The organism is Bacteroidia bacterium, assembly GCA_033391075.1.
Taxonomy (GTDB): domain Bacteria; phylum Bacteroidota; class Bacteroidia; order J057; family J057; genus JAWPMV01.
Window position 1 is genome coordinate 4,037,560 of the sequence record JAWPMV010000001.1, and the last position, 25,742, is coordinate 4,063,301.

Annotated in this window: 15 protein-coding genes; 5 read left to right on the plus strand and 10 right to left on the minus strand. The window is 42.7% G+C overall.

Going from position 1 to position 25,742, the window contains the following annotated elements:
• Positions 1-109 precede the first annotated feature (109 nt).
• The 6 genes from recQ to R8P61_16170 all read right to left on the minus strand — a co-directional run bounded on the left by recQ (position 110) and on the right by R8P61_16170 (position 9,635).
• On the minus strand, positions 110-2,236 hold the full coding sequence (recQ, locus tag R8P61_16145; protein MDW3648599.1) for a DNA helicase RecQ: 2,127 nt from the start codon (positions 2,234-2,236) through the stop codon (positions 110-112).
• Between the two features lie 512 nt (positions 2,237-2,748).
• A complete protein-coding gene (locus tag R8P61_16150) occupies positions 2,749-4,335 on the minus strand; it encodes a hypothetical protein (GenBank protein MDW3648600.1) in 1,587 nt (528 codons plus the stop codon).
• 204 nt (positions 4,336-4,539) lie between these two features.
• Entirely contained in the window at positions 4,540-5,913 is a 1,374-nt protein-coding gene (locus tag R8P61_16155) for a DUF5723 family protein (GenBank protein MDW3648601.1), read from the minus strand.
• 57 nt (positions 5,914-5,970) lie between these two features.
• Positions 5,971-7,329: an alanine/glycine:cation symporter family protein gene (locus tag R8P61_16160; GenBank protein MDW3648602.1), complete on the minus strand. Its 1,359-nt coding sequence runs from the start codon at positions 7,327-7,329 to the stop codon at positions 5,971-5,973.
• A 125-nt stretch (positions 7,330-7,454) separates the two neighbouring features.
• The gene (locus R8P61_16165; protein MDW3648603.1) at positions 7,455-8,969 is read right to left on the minus strand and encodes a M28 family peptidase; all 1,515 of its coding nucleotides are present in this window, start codon (positions 8,967-8,969) and stop codon (positions 7,455-7,457) included.
• Positions 8,970-9,050: 81 nt separating this feature from the next.
• The gene (locus R8P61_16170) at positions 9,051-9,635 is read right to left on the minus strand and encodes a hypothetical protein (GenBank protein ID MDW3648604.1); all 585 of its coding nucleotides are present in this window, start codon (positions 9,633-9,635) and stop codon (positions 9,051-9,053) included.
• 300 nt (positions 9,636-9,935) lie between these two features.
• Between R8P61_16170 and R8P61_16175 the strand changes: the two genes are divergently transcribed.
• Entirely contained in the window at positions 9,936-11,195 is a 1,260-nt protein-coding gene (locus tag R8P61_16175) for a TPM domain-containing protein (GenBank protein ID MDW3648605.1), read from the plus strand.
• Positions 11,196-11,289: 94 nt separating this feature from the next.
• Positions 11,290-12,429: a hypothetical protein gene (locus R8P61_16180; GenBank protein ID MDW3648606.1), complete on the plus strand. Its 1,140-nt coding sequence runs from the start codon at positions 11,290-11,292 to the stop codon at positions 12,427-12,429.
• A gap of 7 nt (positions 12,430-12,436) precedes the next feature.
• Here R8P61_16180 and R8P61_16185 read toward each other — a convergent pair whose 3' ends face one another.
• A complete protein-coding gene (locus R8P61_16185; protein MDW3648607.1) occupies positions 12,437-13,396 on the minus strand; it encodes a DUF2027 domain-containing protein in 960 nt (319 codons plus the stop codon).
• Between the two features lie 1,480 nt (positions 13,397-14,876).
• On the opposite strand from R8P61_16185, the gene R8P61_16190 reads away from it, so the two are divergent.
• From R8P61_16190 to R8P61_16200, 3 genes are all read left to right on the plus strand, one after another.
• A complete protein-coding gene (locus R8P61_16190) occupies positions 14,877-15,062 on the plus strand; it encodes a hypothetical protein (protein MDW3648608.1) in 186 nt (61 codons plus the stop codon).
• 290 nt (positions 15,063-15,352) lie between these two features.
• On the plus strand, positions 15,353-15,883 hold the full coding sequence (locus R8P61_16195) for a GNAT family N-acetyltransferase (protein MDW3648609.1): 531 nt from the start codon (positions 15,353-15,355) through the stop codon (positions 15,881-15,883).
• Between the two features lie 197 nt (positions 15,884-16,080).
• Positions 16,081-17,490 (plus strand): RtcB family protein, encoded by a 1,410-nt coding sequence (locus R8P61_16200; protein ID MDW3648610.1) that lies wholly within the window; start codon positions 16,081-16,083, stop codon positions 17,488-17,490.
• Between the two features lie 838 nt (positions 17,491-18,328).
• Here R8P61_16200 and R8P61_16205 read toward each other — a convergent pair.
• The 3 genes from R8P61_16205 to R8P61_16215 form a co-directional block, all read right to left on the minus strand.
• Positions 18,329-22,903, minus strand: a complete 4,575-nt coding sequence (locus R8P61_16205) for an SUMF1/EgtB/PvdO family nonheme iron enzyme (protein ID MDW3648611.1) — start codon at positions 22,901-22,903, stop codon at positions 18,329-18,331.
• A 184-nt stretch (positions 22,904-23,087) separates the two neighbouring features.
• Entirely contained in the window at positions 23,088-24,578 is a 1,491-nt protein-coding gene (locus R8P61_16210) for a CHAT domain-containing protein (GenBank protein ID MDW3648612.1), read from the minus strand.
• Positions 24,578-25,576 (minus strand): MoxR family ATPase, encoded by a 999-nt coding sequence (locus tag R8P61_16215; GenBank protein ID MDW3648613.1) that lies wholly within the window; start codon positions 25,574-25,576, stop codon positions 24,578-24,580. Before R8P61_16215 ends, R8P61_16210 begins: the two co-directional genes overlap by 1 nt.
• Between the last annotated feature and the right edge of the window lie 166 nt (positions 25,577-25,742).

A 25,742-nucleotide genomic window follows, 5' to 3' on the forward strand; every position in this document is an offset into this window, starting at 1 on the left:
TTTTGGGCTTGGAGAGCGGGGGAAAGGAGGATTGTAATTAGTATTAATGCTAGCGGAAAGCCAAAAATTCTCATACTCAGAAAATTAAACGGGGCGGCAATTTACCAAATCAGTTATTTATTTCCTTCTTAAATGTGCTAATCCCAAACCTAATTTTAGCATAAGAAATTTCGCCGCCCAAATAGCTAAAATAGGTTTTGGAAGAAGCCTTGGGTCCCAGTTTTTCACAGGCCATGTAAATACGATCCAGCAGCTGTTGATCCAGCACCCTCGCTGCTTCGATTTCGTATCCTTCTTCGTACAATCTCCCCAAATGGCTAATGACCGTTTCGGGAGACATTTTTCGTTTTTGCGCAATTTCCTCTACACCAAGGCCCTCTCTGTAATAGGAAAGACTTACAATATTAGAAGTGCCTTTGGGTAGATAATCCTGCGCTCGTATATATGCTATAATGGTGTCCATAAAGCTTTCACCATATTGATCCAATTTTCGTTTACTCATCCCATTGATATGTGCCATATCTACGGGATGTGTAGGATGTTGAAAGACCATTTCTTCCAGACCCGTATCTGCAATCACCTGATAGGGAGCAATGCTTTCCTGATCAGCTAATTGTTTGCGAAGATCTTTCAGAACTACCAGCAAGCCCTCCTCCCAAATCTCTTTTTTGGTTTTAGGTTTTTGCATGCTGGCTTGTCGCTTCTGACTGATGGCCAGCATTTCACTCGGATGGACCAGCATCACCTTTCGTCCGAGGAATAAAATATCCCGACTCGCGGCGGTAAGCTTGAGTACATTTTTCTGATCATAGGCAATCTCTATAAAGCCCTGATGCAAAAGCTGGCGAATGATTTCCTGCCAATGACTCACACTCATATCCCTTCCTGCCCCATAGGTCTTGACCTGGTCATATCCTTTCTCCACAATTTCTTTTCTTCCCGATCCCCTCAGAATATCTATCAACATACTTATCCCAACCATTTCCCTAACACGTGCAATTGCGGAAAGGGCTTTCTGAGCTAAAACTGTACCATCAAATCGAGTAGGGGGATTTTTACAGACATCGCAATTGCCGCAATTTTCTTCCAGATGTTCCCCGAAATAACTCAAGAGAATTTTTCTCCGACATATCTGGGCATCCGCATATTCCTGCATCCGCTCCAGTTTGGCAAGTTGAAGTTCCTTTTGGGTGCTTCCATCTATAAAATAATGAAGCTGCATCACGTCCGCATAGGTATAGAATAACACAGTATCACTATCCAGTCCATCTCTACCTGCCCTACCGATCTCCTGATAGTATCCTTCTATATTCTTGGGAAGATTGTGGTGGATGATCCAGCGAACATTGGATTTATCTATCCCCATACCAAAGGCGATAGTCGCCACAATGATGGGTACTTCATCATTGATAAATCTTTCCTGCGTTTTCGAACGCTTATCTGCAGGCATGCCCGCATGGTAAAAAGCAGCGGGGAAACCGGCATCCTGTAATTTTTTCGTCAGGCTTTCTGTAGTTTTCCGGGCTGTACAATATATAATGCCTGACTGATCAGGTCTTAGTCGGATAAATTCTGAGATTTGTTCGAACCTCCTTCTGCCGGGAAGTACGCTGAGGCTAAGATTGGGGCGGTCGAAAGAAGAAAGATATACCTTGGGACCCGGCAGGGCCAATTGCTTGATAATGTCCCGGCGGGTGATTTTATCTGCAGTAGCAGTAAGGGCAATAACCGGGACATGAGGAAACATCCGTTTGAAATAATTCAATTGGGTATATTCCGGACGAAAGTCATGCCCCCATGAAGAGATACAGTGGGCCTCATCAATCGCAAAAAGCGCAATTTTAACCCGCCGTAGCAATTGACCAAAATCTTCGGTCAGGGCTTTTTCCGGTGAAACATATAGTAAATCTATTTCTGCCAGTTCTACCTCTTTTAGCATAGAGGCCTGATCTGTGCTCGAAATACTGCTATTTAGAAAGGCTGCTTTTACTCCATTGGCTCTCAGGCCCTCAACCTGATCTTTCATCAAGGCAATCAAGGGAGATACCACAATGGTCATTCCCGGCATCAGTATAGCCGGAATTTGGTAACAAATTGATTTTCCTCCACCTGTAGGCATGATAACTAGACAATCTTCCTGGTTAAGGACAGAGTCTATGATCTCACGTTGCAGAGGACGGAATTCTTCGTAGCCAAAATACTGTTTAAGTGCTGATTCAGGGGACATTACCTGCATAAATGCAAGTTACTCAATAGTCCCGGGAAAAGTAATTTTAGGGCAAAAAGAAAAGGCAAAGGATGAAACCTCTGCCTTCGGAACTACATCTAACCTAAAAACTAACTAACTATGAACTACTACTACTAACGCTCTGAATAATATTACGGAAATCTTCCGTAAAAGTTGTGATTGTTCCACATGTCTTTCAACCTTTTTCCCATCCTTCATCTTTTCCTCAAATCTGCCCCTCAATATCGTGCAAACTACTTATAAAAGACATGTGGACTCAATCAACTTAGGAACTACACCTAATGTTCACAAATATCACAATTTCAAACCCCACTTTCACATCAAGCATAGCAAGTTTCTTACATAGATTTTCCTCAAACGAAATGGATCAAATAAAAAACTCTTAACCTAATACCTTCCGGGAATACTAAATATCAAACTCCGTGCCTAAAATTGCAGGGCTAGAAAAAATTTGGTCCTCAGAAGTTTTTGATCAAATCCTGAAGTAAGTTTTTTGGAAATTAATCGCCCTTTTTTGCCCGATTTTTTTTGTCTTTCTTTTTCTCTTCTTCCACAAATTCCTCAGCCAAATTAACAGAAACGCGATATGCAGAGCCATTATCTCCCTCAATCATGATAAAACTCAGGATATCTTCATTGAGCCATACCGTGTAAGGATTTAGGAAAAACTGGTATCTCCTTTCACCTTCATATATTTTTTTCTTTTGGCTAATTTCTCCGGTATTCAAATTTATATTGCGGAAGAAGATTCTTTCGGGACCTCGGAATTTTTGCTCAGACGGCTCATAAGTTAACATGGAAATCTTACCTTTTTCTTTATCGATTTGCATATGATAATCAAAAAATAGTCTTTCCATATATCCGGATATTCTCTGATATGAGGGTATGATTAGCGCCTTGACTGCCTTGCCTTCCGGAGAAAACTGAAACAGGATAAACTCAGCCAATTCATAATTATTAACCGGCGCTTCCCAATAATTTGCGCTTTGAGGATTTTCCAGAGAAGAGGTATGGTATTTCTGGACCAGAAACCACATATTTCCATCTTCGGTCTCGAATATGTCGCGCATGAGGTATTCATCAAAACGTTTCAAGGGTCGAAGCCCCAATTCTTTACGCTGTTTTTCAATTTCAATCTGTAATCCCGGATTGATATTGATCTTTCTACTCAGGTCGAGTTCCTGGGTTTCAAAATCAAAACAGAGTAGCTCATAAGCCTTGGTCCCTCTATCTCTCCCATATCCTTTGCGATTGGCTTTGGGCAGGTATAATTTCTGGCCACTTCCGACAAAGGTAGGCATACGGGTATTGAAGCGATTGAACATATCATTGGGTTGCAGAAATTCATCATATCGAATTTTCTTTTGCTCACCACTTTCAATATGATACTGCAAAGCTTCCAGATTGCCTGGTTTTTCATAGGAAAGGCTGTACACATTCCCTTCATTGTCGATCTGACAGTCCATAATTGAAGCCTTTCTACTCGTTCCCTTGAGGCTTCCTTCCGCTAAAAGATTCAATTTCCGATCATAGATCAACAAATGCACCTTATCTACATTTTTGTATCTATAGCCAATCCGATTGTCCTGGCGAATGAAATTGTAATTAGCGCGTGCGAAAGTCCCAGGCCGCTCATGCTGAAAATAATAATAGAGAAGTTTGCTTTCATCCGGCGAGACCTCAAAATACAAGGTCTGGTCAGCCTTGATTCGTTGGTTATGGACTACCCGAGTATTTTCTACCTTTCCGCTATCCAAAGAAATCACATGAGCAATGATCATTTGTTCTTTGCTACTTCTCTTTCCCACAGAGCCCATCACATAAATTTTATCTTCTTCTACAAAATAGTAGTCTATGCTCTCCTCATCTTCTAACTCAAAATCACATACCCAAATCTCCTCCTGGAATATGTTGTACTTACTGAGTCTGCGGTTTTTATACCGAGTCCGTTCAGGCTTCCAAAGGTGCAAGAATTGACCGGAGTTGAGTTTCAGGGCCGGATTAAATGATACATACATATCCGTTCCGTCCAGGCTTCCCAGGGCAACAGGATAAACCCAGGGCGCTTCGGTGGGGAATTTTTTCATTTTTTCCTTGCCCAAGACAGCTTGTGCCCTGACTGCTTGCTGCTGCCCGAAACAAGACGCGATTAGTAGCAAAAATATTATCCGTAAGCTAAATCCAGTCATTATGATCCATTAAGTCCGGTAAAAGTCCATTCACTTTTACTCCTCATCATTAAGATAAGATAAATCAAGAAATTCCACGTTTCAGCTTGCAGATTTTATTTCCTAGCCTCCAAGACCAATGGTCGAGATGGATAAAGAAGCCAGTGGACTTCTATTGGTAAAGAAGGTCAGGATGTCAGTTGTGGATAGACTGATCAGGGAATTTCTGCGAAAACCGAAAGATATCCCCAGGGGCATTCGCCAACCATAACGTCCATTGTAGTAGGCTCCGCTATTTATTCTCAACATACGGATAGGGCTGACGGTAGCAGTCGCATGAAATACTGAAGCCTCCGGATCAATATAGGTCAGGTTGTCTTTATTAAAAGGAGTCAACAATTCCCCATGCAATACAACTTTACGGGACAAGCGGAAGGTGGTATTAAGCCTCATCCGGGTATTAAGCGGGACTTCAAATTCCTGACCTGGACTTGATTGAACCAGATCAAAGAGATTCCCCACTTCTTCTGATAAATTATAGCTATTGATAATTCCATCTCCGAGGTCATCCAGCACTTCCCCAAAGTTGATCTCGCTTTCAAGTATGTCTTTTTCCCATTTCAAATTCCCGACATCAACGATAGAGGCCCCCAGACTCAACTTCTCTCCGAAATCCATGACGACTCCTATATCAAAGCCACTTCCATTTCCTGCAGAGGAAAGCAGCTGATTACGATCTGAAGGATCACGCAAATTGAGCTGACCGAAATTGATATCATACAGAGCGGCAAAAGAGGATAGTCCTTGATATAATCCATTTTCTACTTCAGCTCCCAGATAGCCTATTCCCCATATGCGTTTATAGGTGAAGCCGGCATATAGACTAAAGGCACTTACTTTCATAATCCTCCTTCCATAGCCAATTCGTAGTTCTCGGATATGAGAATAAGATATTCTGCTCCCATCTGCCGCACTATTGAGTTCGGCAGGACTATTTGCATTCTGAAAGGTAGAGCTGTTTTGCCCCAAAGCCAACAGGGAAATCATATCATTGGGAAGGAGACCAGTATTATTGACTCGATCCTGAACGCCCACAGCTATCCCTCCCAGTTTTTCAGTAGCATAAGAAAATGACATCCAGTTTACACTCAGCCGAGCTTCATACTCAAAATTCTCCTGAGGATTGGTTCTTCCTAAAATTCCCTGCTTGAGGGTATCATTCAATACATCATCTGAGAAAGTGGCATCCAGCAATTCACCGAGATCAAGGCCCTGGCCATATAGGCTGCCTCCTACTTGTAAAAATCCTCCCGAACGCTGGGTTCTTCCAGTACGCCCCAGATGGGCGGGATTGATCCCGAGGGCTCGATACTTTCCACTAATTATGCTGTCACCACAGCAGATCTGCCTACCATTGTCATAGTAAAGTTGTGCGTTTAAGTCCGACTTGCTGTTGAAAATCAGAACAGCTAGCAAGAGCCAAAATAGATGTTTCATTGGGCTTTGTTATTTGCATGAAAGAATACATTCTCTGCAATAGCCCAATGAAATAGATCAGGCTTTTTGCATAGAATCAAAATACTCTTTGGCAGCAGCTTTTACCCGCGGAGCCATCAAGATCGCAGCGATCATTGTGGGAAAGGCCATCAATGCATAGGCGCCGTCAATAATATTGATGACGGAGGTAATTGAGACTGCGGCGCCAAAACAAATAGAAGCTACGTAAAAATAATTATAATAGTGTTGTTTTTCTGCACCAATCAGGAAACCCAGGCTTTTGGTCCCATAATAGGAAAAGGTAAAAAGAGAACTGAGGGCGAATATAGATACACAGATCATCAGCAAATAAGAACCTACTCCCGGCATAGCCGATTCAAAAGCTTTCAGAGTAAGACTGATTCCCTGAGAGCCGCCTTCCTCCCATACACCCGTAATGATAATGGCTAAGGCAGTCATTGTACATACGATCAGGGTATCAATCGCAGGTCCCATCATAGCAATCAAGCCTTCGCGAATGGGCTGAGCCGTTTTGGCGGCACCATGTGCCATAGGGGCTGTACCAATACCTGCTTCATTGGAAAAAGCTCCCCGCTTTACCCCCGAACGAATGATTTCTCCCAAAGCACCTCCTAAAACAGCACTACCGGAAAAAGCATCTTCAAAAATCAAAGCAAAAGCATCCGGTACTTGAGAGGCATTGATCAACAAAATGTAGATAACCATGGCTGAGTACAGCACAACCATCACAGGCACCAACTTTCCGGCAACTCCGCCTATTCGTTTAATCCCCCCAAATATGACCAGACTCACCAGAATGGTTATGAATATCCCAATAACAAATTTGGTCCCAAATGAATCAGAGAAGCCTGCAGGAACGAGAAGAACATCTGTCAAGGTTTGTGTGAACTGATTGGCATTGAATATCGGCAAGGCACCTACCAGTGCAGCTACTGAAAAGAAAGTAGCCATAGGCTTCCATTTCTTTCCAAGCCCTTCTGTTATAAAATACATAGGTCCTCCCTGCACATCCCCCTTGCTATCCTTACCCCTGTACATAATAGCCAGGGTACAGGTAAAGAATTTGGTAGCCATCCCGACTATTGCTGTCATCCACATCCAAAACAAGGCTCCGGGTCCCCCAGTAGCTATGGCTACAGCCACTCCACTGATGTTTCCCATACCAATCGTAGATGCTAAGGCCGTAGACAATGCCTCATAGTGATCAATATCACCCGGATCATTCGGATCATCATATTTCCCTCTCAGGATACCAATGGCATGTCCCAAATAGCGATAGGGAATCAGATTGGAATAAAACAGGAAGAAAAGTCCTCCTCCAATGAGGAGAATCAATAAAGGCATGCCCCAGGCAAAGTCGGAAAAAGCCTGCGTAGCGGCGTCGAGTTGGTTCATAGTAATAGCGTAGTTTTAGGTGTTTGGGGGTTAGTGTATTAGGGTGTTAGAGTTGGTCCATGTCAACGCCATTCGCTAACACCATAACACACTAACACTCTAACACTCTAACACTCTAACACTTCTTAATCTTCCCCATACAAAGCCTTACCGGCTTTAAAGTACTTGCTTTCGTCTCTCCATGTAGGGGTTTCATCGGAATTGGCCAGAATGCTGGCAATTTCTGCGAAAGACTTTACGAATTTTGAGATGTATACGAAATCAATGCTTTCTGCTTCATCAGCTACCTGGTGGTAGTATTTCATCAACTCTGCGTCGAAGGCTTTGGTTCCCGGACTTACATTGATCGCGGGAATCCCTTTACTGGCGAAAGAAACATTGTCAGAACGATCGTAAAGGTTTTGCTCTGGAACGGGATCGCCAGCGGCTATTAGTCCATTCTTTTCAGCACCTTGCTTGATAATGGGTTCAACATCCACATGATTGAATCCGACTACAGAGACCAGGGTCTTATCATTATAGCCTGCACCGTCGCAATTTAGGTTAAAGACCATGGTATTGAGTGGCAGCAAGGGATTGTTTGCATAATAGGAGCTTCCCAACATGCCCATTTCCTCTCCAGTTACCGCTAAAAACAAAACGGAACGTTTAGGAGGATTGGCTGCGAGCAATTTTGCAGTTGTCATAAGAGAAACAGTACCGATAGCATTATCTCTGGCTCCATTGAAAATAGAATCAGTTTCTGTAACTCTCCCTCCCGAAGGTCCTGTTCCAACATGGTCAAAATGAGCCGTGACTAATAAGTATTCATTTTTGAGATTGGGATCGGTCCCTTCGACCCAGCCCAATACATTTCGAGAGCCTCTGTATTCCAAATCCACACCTTCATGCTCTATTTTTATATTTGTTCCTTTGTTCTCCTTCAAGGCTTTTGCCAGATCAGCCCCTTTATCTTCTGCCCAGATATGGGTGAAAGTAGCTGCGGGAGAACTGATATCAGAAGAGTTACTGATTTGAAGACGAGCTCTATTAAGTCGACGGGTAACAAATTGCCAGGGAATACGAGAAAGTCTGTATAATTCGATCAGGCCAATCCCTCCTCTTTCCAGGACCCACTCTCGTTTTTTCGCACCCAGCTGAATGACGGAAGCAGGATTTTCATCTCCGGCCTGTCCGAGATTTGCTACAACGATTTTTCCTTTCAAATCCAGGCCTTCATAATCATTGACCCCATTTTCTTCATCAATAATCCCATACCCCACAAAAATCGCTTCGGCATCCATGTTCCCAGCTTTACCTCGAGCTACGATAAAATCCTTACCAACTGCCCAGTTTTTATCTCCCCATTGGATGCTCCCTTCTTTGGGAGGCGTAGTCATGACAAAGGGGATTTCCTGATAATAACCAGTTGCTCCCGGCACTTCCTGAAGTCCATTGGACTGAAAGAAGGCAGAAATATAGGCAGAGGCGACATTGTTGCCGGCAGTACCTGTAGCCCTTCCTCCCAATTCATCGGAAGCCAAAAAGCGTAAATGTGTTTCAATCTCCTTCGAGGTATTGTCTTTGGACTCCTGAGCCCAAAGCTGGAGGGAAGGAACACTTAGTAGTAAAATGAATAAGTAGGTGTGTAATCTGTTCATAGCTTAGTTTTTAGCAAGACCAAATATACAGATTCCACCTACAAAATAGCAGCAGGAACAGATTATATATGCAAGCTGTATTTATTCAGCTGCTAAATCCTTCTTGAATTGACGCAAGGTTGAGCCAATTCCTTTATACACCTCACCACTTCCTTTAAATTTCTGAGTAATGTAAGCATCATTTTCCTGTATATCCCGGATGTAAAAATAGTGATGCCACATGCTATTTCTATTGTTGTACATCTTGTTGGCAGTTCGCCACTTATCATAAGCAGCCACCAAAGCCTCTGGTTTGGGCTGTTTCATCTGCTTGGGCATAAGAGCCATATCCAGAAAATACTTATAGCCTTTGGCCTTATAATAATTGATCTCGCTAAGGCTGATCAGTTTGAATTCATAAGGATAGGCTTTCGTGATGGTCTTGTTGAGGGTAGTGTTTGCCTCTTTCGCCCTCCGATTCATACTTACAATAAACTTTCTCCTTTGACCTACTGCTCCATCTTCAGCATCCATAAAATCAAAGCGAGGAATCAGCAATACATTTTTATCCAGATCTTCAGGTGTATCAGGAATGATTTTATTGACAGGTATTTGTTGTGGGGGAATTTCGGTAGAAGGGGCTTGCAGACTTAAAAGTCCAGCCAACACTATATAGATAAATTTCATAAGTAAAGAATATGCGATATAAGAGAACTATGAATTTAAACGAGATATTTCAAGCCTCCAAAGCTTTTATACAGCTGAGTTTACATAGGATGAATCTTCCCTATAGCATAGAGCAATTCTTCCTTTCCAACCCGTTTGGCTTCCTACTTTGCTCGAAGTATTATTTTTAGAAACAAAAATTTAAAGCTGGTCGAGAAATTCTTATTTAGGCAGTCAAGCTTTCCTTAAATTTTTACTTATTATAGACCAATGGTTCATAAAGCATGTCTTTAGGGAGCTTCACACATACAAAACCAAATCATGAGATCCTTTCTGTTCTCAAAATTTCTCCTGGCTATCTTATGCCTAATTCCATTTTCTGTCCTCGCACAGACAGCCTATACAATTGAAAACATCCCCAATCCTAAAAACGGAGGAAGCGGATACGTGAGCGACCCCGATGATATTTTGAATCCGGCGGATGAATTGGCACTCAATCAGCTGATCTCCGAAATGGAAGATTCCACCACAGCGCAATTAGCGGTTGTAATTGTGCAGAGTATCGGCACGGTTAATCCCAAATTCTTTACCACAGAGCTTTTCAATCATTGGGGGATTGGGCAAGCGGATGTAGATAATGGGCTCCTGATCTTTACGGTTATGGACCAAAGAAGGACCGAATTTGAAACAGGCTATGGGCTAGAGGGAGTTTTGCCGGATGTAGTCTGTTATCGAATCGGTATGCAGGAATTGGTACCAGAGTTTAAACTGGGCAATTATGGACAAGGCTTGATCAATGCAGTAAAAGCTATAAAGTTAAACCTGGAAGATCCGGCGGCAGCGGCTGAAATCAGTTCCAATAGACAGCCTTCCTATATTTCAGGAAACAGTAATCGAACGGACCCTTTATTAGGTTTGTTTTTGACCTATCTGGGCATAGCTTTTTTAATAAGTGTGGTAATGTTGTATCTGGCTGAAAGGGTTTTGTATGGGAAAGAAGAACTCTATGATAAGTATCACAATCTCAGGAATTACTATTGGGGCTTTTTGGTTTTCCTCATTCCTATACCCTATGCTTTTCTCTATTTATTTCTAAAAAGAAAGCTCAAAAAACTAAGAACTCAGCCTCGGTACAGTAGAGAAACAGGGGCACTATTATTTCTTTTGTCTGAAGAAGAGGAAGATCCATATCTGAAGAAAGGGCAGATTACAGAGGAAGAAATTGGTTCGGTGGATTATGATGTATGGGTAAGTGAGGATAAGGAAGAATTTCTCATCCTACGCTATAAAAAGCGGATTACCAGGTATAAAAAATGTCCCAAGTGCGGATACCTTACCTATTATCATTCCCATAGTCGCACCATATCTTCCCCGACTTATTATTCGACGGGTAAAAAAGAAATTGTACATAAATGTAAAAGCTGTACCTATCAGCAAAGAAAAACCAAGACCATTCCGAAACTTGTTAAGTCCAGTTCTTCTTCCGGTAGTTCCTGGAGCAGCGGAGGTTCATCCTTCGGAGGAAGCAGTTCCTTTGGAGGGGGCTCTTCTGGTGGTGGGGGTGCTGGTGTAAGCTGGTGATTATCAGGTATAAATCTTAGAAAAAATTCTAAATAAGATTAAGATAATTTCATTTTAAATCATGATCTTATAGAAACACCCATCTTAAAAGATCATGAAAGCTACTCAGTATTATCCTTTTGTATTAAGCTTCCTGTTAATACTCTTCGGTTGCCGGGACGGCTTAATTATTCCCAGCAATCAAAACAATGAGCTCCAACTTGAGGGCTTTTATCCCGGCCTGGATATAAAGAAAATGTACCATCAAAATCATATCCTGGTTTTACAAGAAAATTGGGACCGGGATAGAAAACGGCCCATTCAACTTTTTGATACAGATGCTGAACAACGCTTAAGAACCATACCCGATTTGCATGGGCAATTAATATCGGTCAGGAATCGGAAAATATATGTGCTAGGTTCTACGCATAATATTAACATTGGACCGGAGAAAGTAGACATTATTCTAGAGGAATTTGATTTCGAAGGAAATCAAATTCGAGCATTAAGCAAGGAGAATAGCTGCATTAATAATAAATATCGTCTGCAAAACGGACATTTAGCTGACGTCGATCAAAAGGGAAATCTATGGATGGCGGTAGGAAAGGCCGATCCCAGTTTTGTCTATGAAGGGATTTTGCAATTCGATCTCGAAAACAACACTTGCAGTATCTGGAACACGAATAATTCTTCTTTGACTAGCAATGAAGTCTCCAGGTTAATAATATTTAACGATCAGCTTTATGTCGTTTTAAAATTGAGTTCGAGCAAAAGATATGAGCTTTTCCAGTTTAAAAATGGGGATTTTGAATCCTTATTAAAGACAGAACCTAGCGAATTCGCCTTTGCGGGCCCCTTTTTTGATGCAGAAGGAAACATCATTTATGGCCAAAGGTCTTCTGAGGGAACCTTTTTAAAAGACCTGGATGGAAAGGAAAAATCAATAGGTAGTGATGAGTCCATAGATTTGATTCCTCATTATTATATGGATTCTAGAGGAAATGAATATATAGTTGGTACAGAGCAGGTTTTGGTACCCTATCGCGGCTATGCTCCTACCATAACTGCTGCAAGCTTTTTATCAAGGAATGGAAAAGTTTATGCGAGTTTGGATATGGAGGGCAACCCATTTTATGGGACCGAGCGGATGTTTATCAATGCTTTGTACGTGAATCCGAACAAGACCTCAAGCCTCTGGATAGCAAATGGGATGGAAGGACATAAATTAGGCGGTTTGGTAAAAATTACTTTTTAAGAAATCCTTATTTAAAAAACACCTCTGTAGCCCCATTTCCATATTTGTGAATATCAGCGGGGCCAAAGTTCTTGACATGGGTAGTTTCCTTTAGGATTTCCAGAACAGCCTTACGAAGCTTTCCCTCTCCTATGCCGTGAATAAACACCACACGCTCATAATTTTGTACCAAAGCATCCGAGAGGGTTTTATGTACTTCTGCCAGTTGAGATTGAAGAATGTCAGAGGAAGTACTTTGATAAGGATTGATGCCCAAGGCCTCCGCATGCAGATCCACTTCTATATGCTGTCTTTGAGGTTTTGGAGCCTCTTGCTCCTTGACCCGAATAAATTCACTCTTGCTGATCGCTTCAACATCCAATTGTTGTTTATCCTCTCGTAAGGAATAGACCCAGGCCTTTTCTTCGAGGAAGTTTACTTGCTTTTGTTTTTGACTAAAGCGAGAACGATTCCAGCTAAGTTCAAAAGTGTAAGGACTATGGGGATGTCCCTTGCCCGGTTTAAATGCGAGTACTTGTATATAAAAGGATCGGGTTTTAGATAACTCATCTCTATCTAAGGCAAGTATTTCCCGATAGGCTCCTCCTTCTATTTCTACTGCATCCAGCAAAAAATATTGATTTCCCTGCCTACGATATAGGGTCAACAACTTATCTGTCAACTCAGGATTGGCGATAAAAATTTTGTGAATTCCTTCTTCATCCTTACCTACCACCAGACTCAAATCCAATATAGAAGCTCCCCTTAATTGGGTTTTACTTTCTTCTTGCTCTTTGGCTTCTTCTATGGGAGTTCCCAAATAACTACGCTCTCCACTATCTACAGCTACTAATTCATCCACATGCACATCCAGGGGAAAGTCATCTCCCATATCCACCTCTACATAATGCTTATCAATCAAGGCAGTTATCACCCCTTCTCCATTGGCGTGCAACATCCGTACTCTTTGGCCTACTCGGTATCTCATCTATAAAGCTTACTTATTGATTCTGTTTATGTCCGTAAAACTACTCATACTGGCTGCTGTAAGCAATGGGAAAGCCCAGTATTTGGAATTAGTCTAAATTAAAACCAAATTTGACCAAACAGGAGCCCCAAAATACCATTCAAACATCAATATATACCGTTCACGCACTCCAAATAACCGTTCATGCGCAAAGCCGAATCTTTCTCTGATTAAAAGCGTTCATTTGTGTAAAGTTTTTAAACAAAGAATTAGCACTAGATAAGTATGCTCAATTACAATCACATATCATGTATCAAATTGCGTCAGGCAGTTCAGCTTGAACCGCGCATGGCAGTAGATACTGGTAGTGATAGATTCGGGTGTGTGCATTGGCATATATGATGTCAGAAACATTGTTTCACATGCACCCGGAACCCAAAAAAGTTCCGGGTTTTTTATTTCCCGAATCTATCCTCCGAATACTACTGTAATCACAAAAAGCTGATTTTCAGACCAAAACGGTAGACAAATCGCGAATTGTGAGCTGGGAGAACTATGCCTTGACCTTTGGGAGAACCAAAGGAAACATTGAAAAGTTGAAAAATACTTTTCATGACGAAAGGTCATGGGCCTAAAGCTTTCCTGGCAACAATTCGACAAGATAGCTGTGTAGCTTTTCCAGAGAAAATGGAAAAGTGCAGATGGGAGAGCTATGGATACAATTGAGCAATAATATTGATTTAACACTTTTTTGTTATAATAAATCGTTCTTTATTAATTCATTGAGAGGTGTATTGTTGGAGAGTCTTGTGCCGGCTTGTGAGGAAAAGATCTTGCATCCGGACCGTGAAAACACAATGACCGGCACAGGCTCCTGACAAAAAAGAATTTTTGCATTTGCACAACCTTGAAATGCAGGCTTCGGCCTGCGTTAGAACCCAGATCAGCGGGATACCAGAAAGGTTCGACTCCTTTTGGGTTCTCATGGGAAGGAAGATCTGATAAAACACAAAGGAGGTGATCTAGCACAATCATTTAGAGGGAAAGTCCCTCACAGATTTACTCCTTCCCACAAAACAATCATCAATAAATAAGCATTAACCATGAAACGATTTCTTAAATATTTCCTTGCGCTGCTCTTTTACAACCGCTACAGACGATACAATATTCGGCACAAAAGGCGGTACAGAGAGCCAAATCCGGAACATTTTGGGTACGATTGGTATCAATTCGGGGTCTGATTCTTACATAGAGAATACAAGAATCTGAGGCTTAGGCATGGCTTTTGTATAAACGGAATGGGTACAATCTATTCTACTTCGCGCCTAACCTTAGAAAGACAGATTCGTCTGTCTCCCCTGTGAATGTTCCTTGTTAATGGGAATACCCCCATCTGCGAAAGCAGTACCCTGGCAATTTTCTGCCAAGCAGAAAATTTCGAAATCACAAAGGCGTCATGCCTGGACTTGTAGAATTTTATTCACCTAAATCCTTAAAAGCAATGCAGAAGATGCGAAATCTCATGCTATCTCCTCAAAAGGAGCAGGAAGTGATCGGAACCCTTACCTACAAAGGTAAGCTCGAAGCGATCAAGTTGTACCTTGCGTACACAGGCTGCCGGCTTAAGGAAGCAAAGGTGGCAGTTGAAAAACTGGGACAAGATATTGAGCCAGGACAAGCAAGTTAAATATAATCGTAGCACGGATATGTTTACTCGCTAAGCAGCTTCACAGAACTAACAGGCTAGCGCCACCACTGCCTGTTAGTTCAAATTTCAATTGAACGTACGAGCGTGTTTGTGTTTAGGCGGGTTAGCGAGAGCTGATCGCCTGAATAGCAGGAGGTTAATATGCTTACCCTACACGTCACTATTTTATGAAAGCATCTGTGTTATCGTGTTTTAGTGTTGTTGTTAATCTACGATCAACTCTAACACCCTAACACCCTAACACTCAAACACTCAAACACATTACTGTCATGGACATGACAATAGAAACCGATCGACTATTCCTTCGGCCCCCGGAAAAGGGAGATGCCGAAAGTATGTTCGAGCAGTATGCCCGACATCCGGAAGTGGCCAGGTATTTACCCTGGTCCGTTCACAAAGACATAGAGACCACACAAACCTGGTTGAAAGAAATGGGAAACTCCCTTTCTAAAGAGACAGGATTTCACGGGCTCCTTGTTCCCAAAAACTATGGGAAGGCCATTGGTGCCTTTTCTGCCCGTGAACATCCTTTTAAAGTTGATGTCGGATATGCTATCGGACCAGAATTTTGGGGAAAGGGCTATATGTCCGAAATTCTCCGCGCAGTTATCCATCACTACTTCACCTATACAAACAAAGTTAGAGTAGAAGCGATCTGCGACGTAGAAAACACCGGCTCCGCCCGGGTAATGGAAAAAGCGGGTATGACCCGTGAAGCTTTCCTTCCCCGTTACGGAACGGCCCGGAATATTGAGGAAGGTCCCAGAGATATGTTTATGTATGGGATAATTAAGACGTAAAACGTGCGAGAGTGTTTGAGTGTTAGAGTATTAGTGTTGTAGTTTTATAGTGTTGTAGTAGGAATATTTGCACTCAAATGCGCGCTGGAGTTGGAACGGACGTGGGCGGACGGATTGTGCGTCGGCCTTGGTTAGTCCGTTCCGATTTTTGCCTACTTTTCTAAAAAAGTAGGAAGAAAATCCTTATAAAAAACCAAATGGCCAAGATAAAAAAAGTCCATCTGCTAAGAGCAGGCTTCGAACCCGGCAAAGCCATGAAAGAAGCCCTCAAAGCCATGCAGCATAGAAACTGGGCGAAGAAAAGCAGGGACGTAAAAATGGAAGTGCTGGAAGATCTGCTGGATCATCCGGAAAAATATGAAGAGGACGAAGTCCTCGGACCAATTGTACATGCACTCACAGAAGAAGAGAGAAGTACAATCATGAAACGCATCCCTCCTATGCGAACGGAAGGAGTCTCCTGTAGTATTTATGGGAGAGAGAACATAGACGAAGGAGCAGTCGATCAAATCAATATTGCTGCTAAACTTCCCATTGCACGAGCTACCGCCCTGATGCCGGATGCGCATGTAGGCTATGGCTTACCGATTGGAGGAGTTCTGGCTACGGAAAACGCCATCATTCCCTATGCAGTTGGGGTTGATATTGGCTGTCGCATGGCCCTGAGTATTTTTCCGTTAGGGGAAAAGCATTTACAAAGAAATGAGTACCAGTATACCCAGGACCTGAAATCCGAGACCTGCTTTGGAGCCGGTAAAGGAATGAACGATCCCTTTGATGATCCCATTTTAGAACGTTCAGAATTTCGAGACATTCCCTTCCTCCGAAAGCTCAAAGACAAGGCAGCTAAGCAGATTGGTTCTTCCGGCGGAGGCAATCATTTTGTAGAATTTGGCCTGGTGGAGATTCAGGACAATGAAAATGAGTGGAACCTCAAGCCAGGCACTTATCTGGGCTTGCTTTCTCATTCAGGTTCCCGAGGATTGGGAGCGACCATAGCTACGGAATATACCCGCATTGCCCAAAAGCTCACTCCCCTACCCAAAGAAGCTAAAAACCTTGCCTGGCTGGACCTGGATACCGAAGAAGGACAGGAATATTGGATCGCCATGAATCTGGCAGGAGATTATGCTTCGGCTTGTCATGACCATATCCATCGACGTTTGGCAAAAACCATCGGAGAAAAACCCATTTGCCGTATTGAAAACCATCACAATTTCGCCTGGAAGCAAAAGCTGGAGGATGGGACTGAGGTGATTGTCCACCGCAAAGGAGCGACCCCTGCTGCCAAAGGAGAATTGGGCATCATTCCTGGTTCGATGACAGCTCCGGGTTTTATTGTCAGGGGAAAGGGAAATCCTACTTCATTGCATTCGGCTTCGCATGGGGCTGGGCGGGTATTGTCCAGACGGAAAGCCCGTAATAGCATCACGCGTCATCAACTCAACAAACATTTGAAAGAAAAAGGCGTCAGCCTGATAGGCGGAGGGATCGATGAGGCTCCTTTTGTTTACAAGGATATCCATCAGGTGATGAAGCATCAGACGGACTTAGTTGATGTGATAGGGGCTTTTTATCCTAAGATTGTGAGGATGGATAAGCAATAAATTTTATTTTATTTGGCCTTGTCTTGAGCTTAGTTTTCTTTTTCCTTAGATGAAAAAGAAACAAAAAATCAAGCTGCTGCAAAGCTACCCCACAGTCCGGCCCCCGCACCCGATGCAGCAGCGAGGCCCTGTCGCGCTTGTGGGTTACAAAAAGCAAATGAAATAAAAATTACAATTGTCACCCCGAGCGCAGTCGAGGAGCCTAGATTGAAACCAAGTTCAGAGACATGTGCTTAGGAAAATTAGATGCCTCGACAAGCTCAGCATGACAAAATGGTCTGGCTTAACATCCATAAGATGGCTATCGTTCCCCTCCACCCCAAATATCGGCCCCGAGCGCATCCCATTCTAAGGGGATGTGGGCCTGAGGCGAGGGGTAAGAAAACCCGCCAGCTTATCTGGCAATTCTTTGTTATGTCTCACTCGAGGTTTGAGGTATAGCTTCAGACTGAGGGTGAGATTTAATTATTAGAAGTGAGGAGGAGACCCAAAGTCGGATTATCACGTAGACGATAGCAATCTACTATCAGCATTTTACTATATAAAGCTAATGAGTTAATTAAAAACAGCATAGGCTGTCATTGCGAGCCGTTGAAAATGGCGAAGCAATCTCCTTGACGTCAAAAGATTATTTGCATACAAGGAGATTGCTTCACTTCGTTCGCAATGACAGCTATGCTGACCGGCTAATCGCAATGAATTTCTGGATGATTGGGGGAGAATCCAAAGAAGTTTGAATCCTTAAACTAATGAAATTACAAAGCTATCGCCCCCTCCATCCCAAATACCGGCCCTTAGCGCATCCCATTTCAAGGGGATGTAGGCCTGAGGCGAGGGGTTAAGGTAAACGTCGAGAAAGTCGAAAACCATTATCGGAAGCCTTAGCTCTATTGTCAGGGAAGCTACTGAGCCGGTAAGAGAGGCGACAATAGCTATTGCTGTCTGCCCAAGACCCACCACGCATAACTCTGGTACGCCCTGTTAATGGCCCTTGAGGATTATTTTGAGAATCCGCATTCAAGTCTCCATACCAATCATTACACCATTCCCAAACATTCCCACTCATATCATAAATCCCCAGTTCATTGGCTACTTTTTGTCCGATGATTTGAGTCTGCCTTTTGGAATTAGCAGAATACCAAGCCACAGAATCCAATTCATTGCTACCACTATAAAGGGTATTCTGGGCTTTTAATCCTCCACGGGCAGCAAACTCCCATTCTGATTCGGTAGGAAGCCGATATCCATTCGCATTATAATTGATCCTCCATGCCTCGGCCTCTCCCTTATTAGTTTCAATACCCACTTTCTCATACACCTGTTCATAGCCCGCCTGAAAACTTAGCCAATTGGCATACTCAACCGCATCTTCCCAGCTTACGTTGATTACTGGCCTTCTCCTCCTACCCCAGCCTTCATCCAAAGGTTTTTCTCTCCTGGTTGCATCACAGAATAGATCATATTCCTCAAAGGTCACTTCATACTTGCCAATCTCAAAATTGCTAAGAGTTACCTCATGTCCAGGCTCTTTATCCTTCTGCCCTATCATAAAAGTTCCTCCTTGAACATAGACCATCGCCGGTTTCACAAAGCTGGATTTCCCAATCTGCTGCTGCTCTATATTTTGCTCCAGCTCGATTTCATTCAGCGTCAAAATCAATTCTTCAGCTCCTATACTGTCCACATATATCAGTGTATCCAATTCAAGTGTGCCAGGCAGAAACCTCTCTTTTCCTGCAAAGACCTCAAACTTATTGCTCAACTGCAATCTTACTGCATTTGCCCTTTGCAAGCGCACCGGCAATTCAAATTCGCCGTAGAAGGAGGTTTCAGTAAAGGAATTTGTAAGCGTTTCACGTACCTCAATTGCACTTATTCGATTCTGGTCTTTATCTACGACTACTCCCCGCAATACAGTAATCGCTGGGGGTTCCTCAGCCGTAGTATCCCTCTCCGCATGTAAAGTCGGATCTACTTCCAGTGCCGTCCCGGGATAGATGCTCAAGCTTTGGGACCTTCCCGCATAGTCTCCGATCCAATGGTTTACCGGAATATCATATGGACCAAATCCGTCAGGCGTTGCCAATTGCAAGTCTTCAATCAGCCAATCGTCAATGCCCGGCTTTCCTGCTATACCGAGTCGGAATTGAATTTCTTTGATCTCTCCTAAAGGAATGAAGCTATATAAGGTCCAACTATCCCTCCAGGCTTTTTCAAATTGGAAATTTGCATTTGTACTGCTATCCAAACGTACATCTATGTTCCCCTTCTCCCCGATTAGAGAAAGCATTATCGGTATTTCATCCGTATTCCCACCATCCAATCTTCCAGTAGTTACATTCAATCGATATTCATATCGCCCCAGTTTTTCGGCTAAAGAAGCGTATGCTTTATTATTACTAATCAAAGGAACTCTCGCCAGTTTTTGCCGCAATAATTCCAGATCTGATTGGGGCAATGATTGGAAAAACTCAGCTGCGAGGCTATTGAGATTTCGTATCACGGAATCGGCTAAGGTTCTCTGCACAAAGGCATCATTTTCTACTTCCGTAAATTCGAGGTAAACCAGACCTTTTAAATAGGAAATTCCATTTGGAGTGGAGTCTGACAAATCAGGAAAGTCCTGTTTAATTTTTCTAGTTAAAGCTCTGGGATCCAGGGACCTGTTTTTCGCGAGGGCAACAGATTGAGGATTTTTCAGGCTATCGGCCAGTACCCGATCTGGCAAGCCTAACAACAATTCCTGTGCCTCCTCATTATGTCGGGACTGATAATTGATCCGGGCCCATTTGTATCGGTGTTGCCAGAAATTATTGACAAAACTATCTGCGCGATTTGTTTCTAAAATCCCTTTATCAAAGGCCCTCTTATAATTCATTTCTGCCAATAATGAAATTCCATCCTGACTAGCTAATTCGTTTTGCTTAATCGTTTGCTGAACAGCCTGATAATGGTAATAGCGAGCGCTATCTTCCCGACTGTCCAGGTGTAGGTCTTTAGCCAGATAGACATGTTCTTCCTCATTGACCAAACGCCCCAAATCCTGCATAGAGACAATTCCAAGAAATAGCAGGATAGTTCCCAGAACGATCCCCAAACGGCTGAGCCATTGGGTCCCCATTAAACCAATCCCTCCTCTATATAAGCTTCTGGGCAAAGGAATCAGCATCGGATTATGCTTTACATCTGAAAGGTATTTCAGAGAAATAATGTCTTCCAGATCTTCCGGCCGTAAATCTTTTAGTGCTTGCTGCAATCGAGCCTTATCCTCCAGGCTTTTCGAAGAATTCAGGTATTGATAGATCGCCAAAGTCAGGTCCTGGTCTTGTTTAGCCAGGCTATTTTCCGGCGCAGGATTTTCTTTCAGTATTTGTGAAATCAGATTCCGTGTTTCCTTAGCATGCCTTTCTTCGAGTTGGTCAATAAGTTGTAGGCGAATATCATCCGGGATTCTTCCTTTTCTAAACCACTCCAAACGAAAAAGATGTCCCAAAGCTTCCAGTCCGATTTCATTGGAGGTGATCATTTCCCCCAATTGAAGTGTCAACTCAAAATATAAAACCGGATAAACCGCACAGGCACAAAGCCATTGAAAACGACTTTCTCCCAAATAAAGCTTTAATTCCTCTATGAGCTTCTCGGAATTTTCTTCCGGAGGACTGACTTCAAAGGCTTTTAATTTCCAATCGAAAGGTCGGGGCTTTTCTTCTTTGGCCCATCCGGGTACCATTTCCTCCCATCCTTCTTCCGTTGCGGGCAAGAAATTGAAATATTGGGATAACCTCTCTTCGGCTCTCCCCCAATCCTCATTAGGCAAAGTACTTAGCAGAGCCTTTTCCGCCCAGCCCTCCTGAGCCAGAACAAATTCTGAAAGCTCTCCTGTAAGAGGATCAAGCAAGCCTTCTCCCGTTCCAATAATGATCAATCGATATCCCGCAAATGTTGCTCCCAATTGGGACCAGCTGATCTGGGTTACCGCCTGAGATCGCCGCTTCCAACACAGACTGGGATCTTTATCATAAAAGTAAAACTCTGCCGTAATGTCTCGCTTATTGAGTTCACTGAGCATGGCATGATAAAAGCGAGCCAAATGATCCTTGGGACTACTTTCATCTATCAATACCAAATACTGAGAGGCCTGCAATTGATCTTTATAGGAGAATAGTGGAAATTCTCCGCCAGCTTGAATACTTCTTGATAAGGTTTTGGCCAGATCCAGGCTTTTGATGCCAGAAACTCTTCTTGCCCTCAACTGAGTAGCGACACTGGCAAAATGATCATTCCCAAAAAGATTTAGGTCAGGCAGCTCTATCTTCAGTTTTTGGCGTAAAGGAGGTAATTTTTCTGCACTCTCGTCCAGAACAGCTCTCCTGTTACTCCAAATGATCAATTCGTAAAGCCCATACAAGGCCAACGCAATCAAGGATAAGAGGAAATAAAGACCGTAATCTTCTTCCTGTCTGAGATCGCTTACATCTGGTGCCTTTATCTCGAGTTTATTTACGGGGACCAAAGGAAGGTCTACCACCCTTGGCAGGTCAATTATAATCGAATCTATGTGAGAACAAAGCAGGACATCAGGATGCTTAGGATCAAATTGTCTACTGATCAGTTTAACTACATAACTGCTTTCAACGGAGGGATATCTATAGATGATTGAATCTTTCTCTATAATTTCCCCATTGCCCAAGTCCCAGCTATAGGACATAAGATTCCTTATACTATCCGCTTGTTTCTCCAGTTCCTCATTGGGACCGAAAGAATCATAAATTTTTACCGGGAGAAAGAAATTTGCCGAAGCAGTAAGTTCATAGTTCTTTATCTGTGAATTTATGGTTGCGATACAGGTCGGATTGAAATTAACTCTTCTGCTTCCATCGCTTTTTTTCCCTCTGGCAGTAAGCACCGTATAGGTAATCTTATAAGACCTGTCCAAATCATCGTAGCGATGAGAAGCAGTCTTCGCTGTATCCCTTTTCGACCCATCTCCCCAATCCCAAATGGTTTGCACTACACTATCTCGCGCAAAGGAGTAGTCTTTAATGAGGGAATTTTCCTCCATAAAAACCTCCCCTGATATGTCATTTACGGAAGGAGCAAATGAATCAGCCTCCACATAGATCAAATTGCTAACGGTATATAAATAAGCCGCTGCACTCATGGATATCAGGCTAAGCCCAAGAAGCAAAAGGGCAATTTTATTTCTATCCCACCAGATTTTCACAATACTGGCCGGCTGAACTTCTTTTTTCTTTCTAAGTAATCCCAGGCTATGCTTCTCTCGATACTGATCAAAGAGTCGGTAAATTCTCCTTTGCTGCTCTCCATCTTTTGCCAGAACAGCAGCCAGTTTCTGCTTTATCTTTTGAGGACTATCTCCTCGCCTCGCCGAAGCTTCTAACAACTCGCTCACTCGTATCGCTTCCCTGGGACCGATAGGGATCGAATGTTCACTCAATTCCTTGAGGAAAGCTTCTAAAGGGATGATATGGAGAGGAGAGTTTTTGATGTTTTTTCGTGTTCTGGTGTTCTGGCGTTCTTGTTATTTTTTTGAGACATTCACATGAACACCAGAACACGTGAACACCTGCGCTCTATTATTCTTTCTTCAACTCCCGCATTAAGACAGGTTCAATATCTGCCATGGGAAGTTTATTTTTACTACCGAATAGGTCAGAGATCAAGCCTGGTTTTTCTTTGAGGTATTCTCCCTGCCAGGCAGCAACTTCATCACTATTCACAGATTCCAGTTTTTTGATCAGGATGCAATTATCAAAGGTCTCTACCAACTTCTGAAGTTTATTCTCTATGCCTTTGTCTTCTCTTTTCTTGAAAAAACCGGAGAGTCCTTTAGCGAGATTATAGGTCAGGTTAAATACTACTACGATTTGAGCCTGGGAGGATGTCAGTTCGAGATTCCAAAAATCTCCGATGTAGCGGTTGAGAAATTCGGGCATTTTTTCATGCCAGTGAATGGCCATAATATCATGCTGAATCAAAACTATTCGTCGATTAGGACCGATTCGTTTCAATACATCATTTCCATCCTCCGGTAAATCCAGGTCTTTTTGTTCGAAATGATTTTGCAGGCGAATAAAAGCGAGGTCTCTGTTTCTCTTGCTTTCAAAATCGCTTTTCTGGGGAAAGCCCAATTCATATCGATAGTATTTGCCGGGATTCAAAGGTTCTTTGAGCCGTTTTAACACATCTCTAACCGTAAACTCATAGAATCGATCGGCCAAACTGCCGGGCAATTCTTCATGTGGACCATGAATAAAGAAAAACTGCGGCCTGCGAACTTTTTCTTTGAGGCCAAACTGTAATTCATCTCCAAAGTCATTTACATATTCTTGCCGATCGCAGAGAAGATAGGTTTTGGTTCCAGAGGCTTTCTTTTCAGGAAGGAAATCATTTCTAGGGAGTCCTTCTTTCATCCACTGCTTCAAACTTTCATCTGCTCTACTTTCGCTCCCGGCTTTTACAGATAATTCAAATGGGAATACTTCTTCATCTCTTTCTTTTTCATCCCCAAAATTTAGGGACCGAAATCCTGCTCCTTCTCCATGCATGGATTCCAGACTGGACTGTGCTTCCTCAAATGATTTTTTGATGGAAGAACCTCTGACCAGACTTTTGTAAAATTCCTCGCTAAATTTTCGGGCTTCGGAATCTCCTATCTCCCGATTGGTTCCAATGACACAGGGAATGCCTGACCGGTGAAAAGCTTTTGCCTGGCCTATAGTATTGCAGCCATTCAGAAAGGCCAATTTCAAGCCTTCTTGTAAGCCGATAAATTTAGATAGTCCTTGTATGTGTGTATAGGCTTCTTCATTTAGCTCGGCTGCCTCTGTTGCCAGGCCTTCAGCTTCGGCATGTCCGCCGTAATGGAAGATTTTGATCTCCTCTTTATAATCCCGAAATGCATTGCGAATCTTCTCTCCACTTGCTGCTGGTTTGATCAAGGGAAACATTTCCGGTTGCAGGATTTCCCCCAACCTGAGCATTTCTTTATCCAACTCAGTCAGAAATCGCCCACTTCCGTTTCGGTCATTGGCGAAGGCAAGTAATATGACAGATTTTGTAGGCATTATTTCAGATCGTCAAGCAAACGCACACGATCTTCATAGTTTTTGGCCAGAACTACATAGGTATTTTCGATCTGTTTTTTCAGGGGGCCATCATCTCCTTCAGACAAACCAGCCCTCAGATCAATATTCTTCTGATTCAACAAATGAATCCAGGCAATCAGTTCAGCAGTAGCCGGCTGTTTTTTGATGCCACTATTTCGAACATCAATGAAGTGCTGAATGGCATGATCCAGCATATTTTCTTTGAAATTATCACTTAGTTGAAGATTGGCACTGACAATATCTCTCAGTCGATCAGGCCCGGGAAATTCAATATGATAATAGACACATCTTCGCATGAATGCATCTGGAAGGTTTTTTTCAGAATTGGACGTAAGGATGAGGATAGGTCTATTTCCTGAGGATTTATCATAACGGAAAAAGCCCTGATCATCGGGAGGAAGTTCCCATTTGTTTTTTTTCGCCCAGCTGGCAGATTCTTCCGCAGTTGCCTCTTCGATTTTAAATGCCAAATGCTCAAACTCAAAGAGGACATCATTTGGAAAATCTCTGGGGGCTTTATCTATCTCATCTATCAAAACGACAGACCTCCTTCCCGAAGAATTCAAAATGGCCTTCCCCAGACTTTCAAAAGAAATATAGCCCATGGTATTTACGGCAGATTCAGGATTTCTCGAATCGCGGAAATGGGAAAGCGCATTATACTTATAAAAAAGATCTTTGGCCTTGGAACTGGTTTTGGTATAAAACTCCAGAAGTTCACATCCTTGCTGTTTGGCTACATAGGAGGCCAGTTTAGTTTTTCCTGTTCCCGGTTTACCTGTAACCAAAAGAGGAAGATTTAAATCCAGGGCAACTTCTACTGCAGCAGCTAACCCATCGTCAATTAAATAGGTGTGCTCATTCAGGTCGAAGTTTTGGTCGTTTTGCATGGACTGATTTTTAGGTCGCTGTGGGAAGGATTTCATCCCAATATATGAAAAGTGTGCATTTTTCATGCCTAATTGCTTTTTCGGGAAATCGGATTTTCCCATTTTTACGTATATAAGACAGACTGGGAACCCATGGGAAAAGCGTTTTCAGCTAATTTTTCATTTGTGCAAGATGCTGATAAAGCTCGGCAGCTCGCTGGATTTCTCCTTCAAGAAATCCTGTGAGGTTTTT

Excerpts from the sequence above, each read along its gene's own strand:
- recQ (MDW3648599.1), bottom strand. The coding sequence starts at position 2,236 with ATGCAGGTAATGTCCCCTGAATCAGCACTTAAACAGTATTTTGGCTAC.
- R8P61_16150 (MDW3648600.1), bottom strand. The coding sequence starts at position 4,335 with ATGAAAAAATTCCCCACCGAAGCGCCCTGGGTTTATCCTGTTGCCCTG.
- R8P61_16155 (MDW3648601.1), bottom strand. The coding sequence starts at position 5,913 with ATGAAACATCTATTTTGGCTCTTGCTAGCTGTTCTGATTTTCAACAGC.
- R8P61_16160 (MDW3648602.1), bottom strand. The coding sequence starts at position 7,329 with ATGAACCAACTCGACGCCGCTACGCAGGCTTTTTCCGACTTTGCCTGG.
- R8P61_16165 (MDW3648603.1), bottom strand. The coding sequence starts at position 8,969 with ATGAACAGATTACACACCTACTTATTCATTTTACTACTAAGTGTTCCT.
- R8P61_16170 (MDW3648604.1), bottom strand. The coding sequence starts at position 9,635 with ATGAAATTTATCTATATAGTGTTGGCTGGACTTTTAAGTCTGCAAGCC.
- R8P61_16175 (MDW3648605.1), top strand. The coding sequence starts at position 9,936 with ATGAGATCCTTTCTGTTCTCAAAATTTCTCCTGGCTATCTTATGCCTA.
- R8P61_16180 (MDW3648606.1), top strand. The coding sequence starts at position 11,290 with ATGAAAGCTACTCAGTATTATCCTTTTGTATTAAGCTTCCTGTTAATA.
- R8P61_16185 (MDW3648607.1), bottom strand. The coding sequence starts at position 13,396 with ATGAGATACCGAGTAGGCCAAAGAGTACGGATGTTGCACGCCAATGGA.
- R8P61_16190 (MDW3648608.1), top strand. The coding sequence starts at position 14,877 with ATGCAGAAGATGCGAAATCTCATGCTATCTCCTCAAAAGGAGCAGGAA.
- R8P61_16195 (MDW3648609.1), top strand. The coding sequence starts at position 15,353 with ATGGACATGACAATAGAAACCGATCGACTATTCCTTCGGCCCCCGGAA.
- R8P61_16200 (MDW3648610.1), top strand. The coding sequence starts at position 16,081 with ATGGCCAAGATAAAAAAAGTCCATCTGCTAAGAGCAGGCTTCGAACCC.
- R8P61_16210 (MDW3648612.1), bottom strand. The coding sequence starts at position 24,578 with ATGCCTACAAAATCTGTCATATTACTTGCCTTCGCCAATGACCGAAAC.
- R8P61_16215 (MDW3648613.1), bottom strand. The coding sequence starts at position 25,576 with ATGAAAAATGCACACTTTTCATATATTGGGATGAAATCCTTCCCACAG.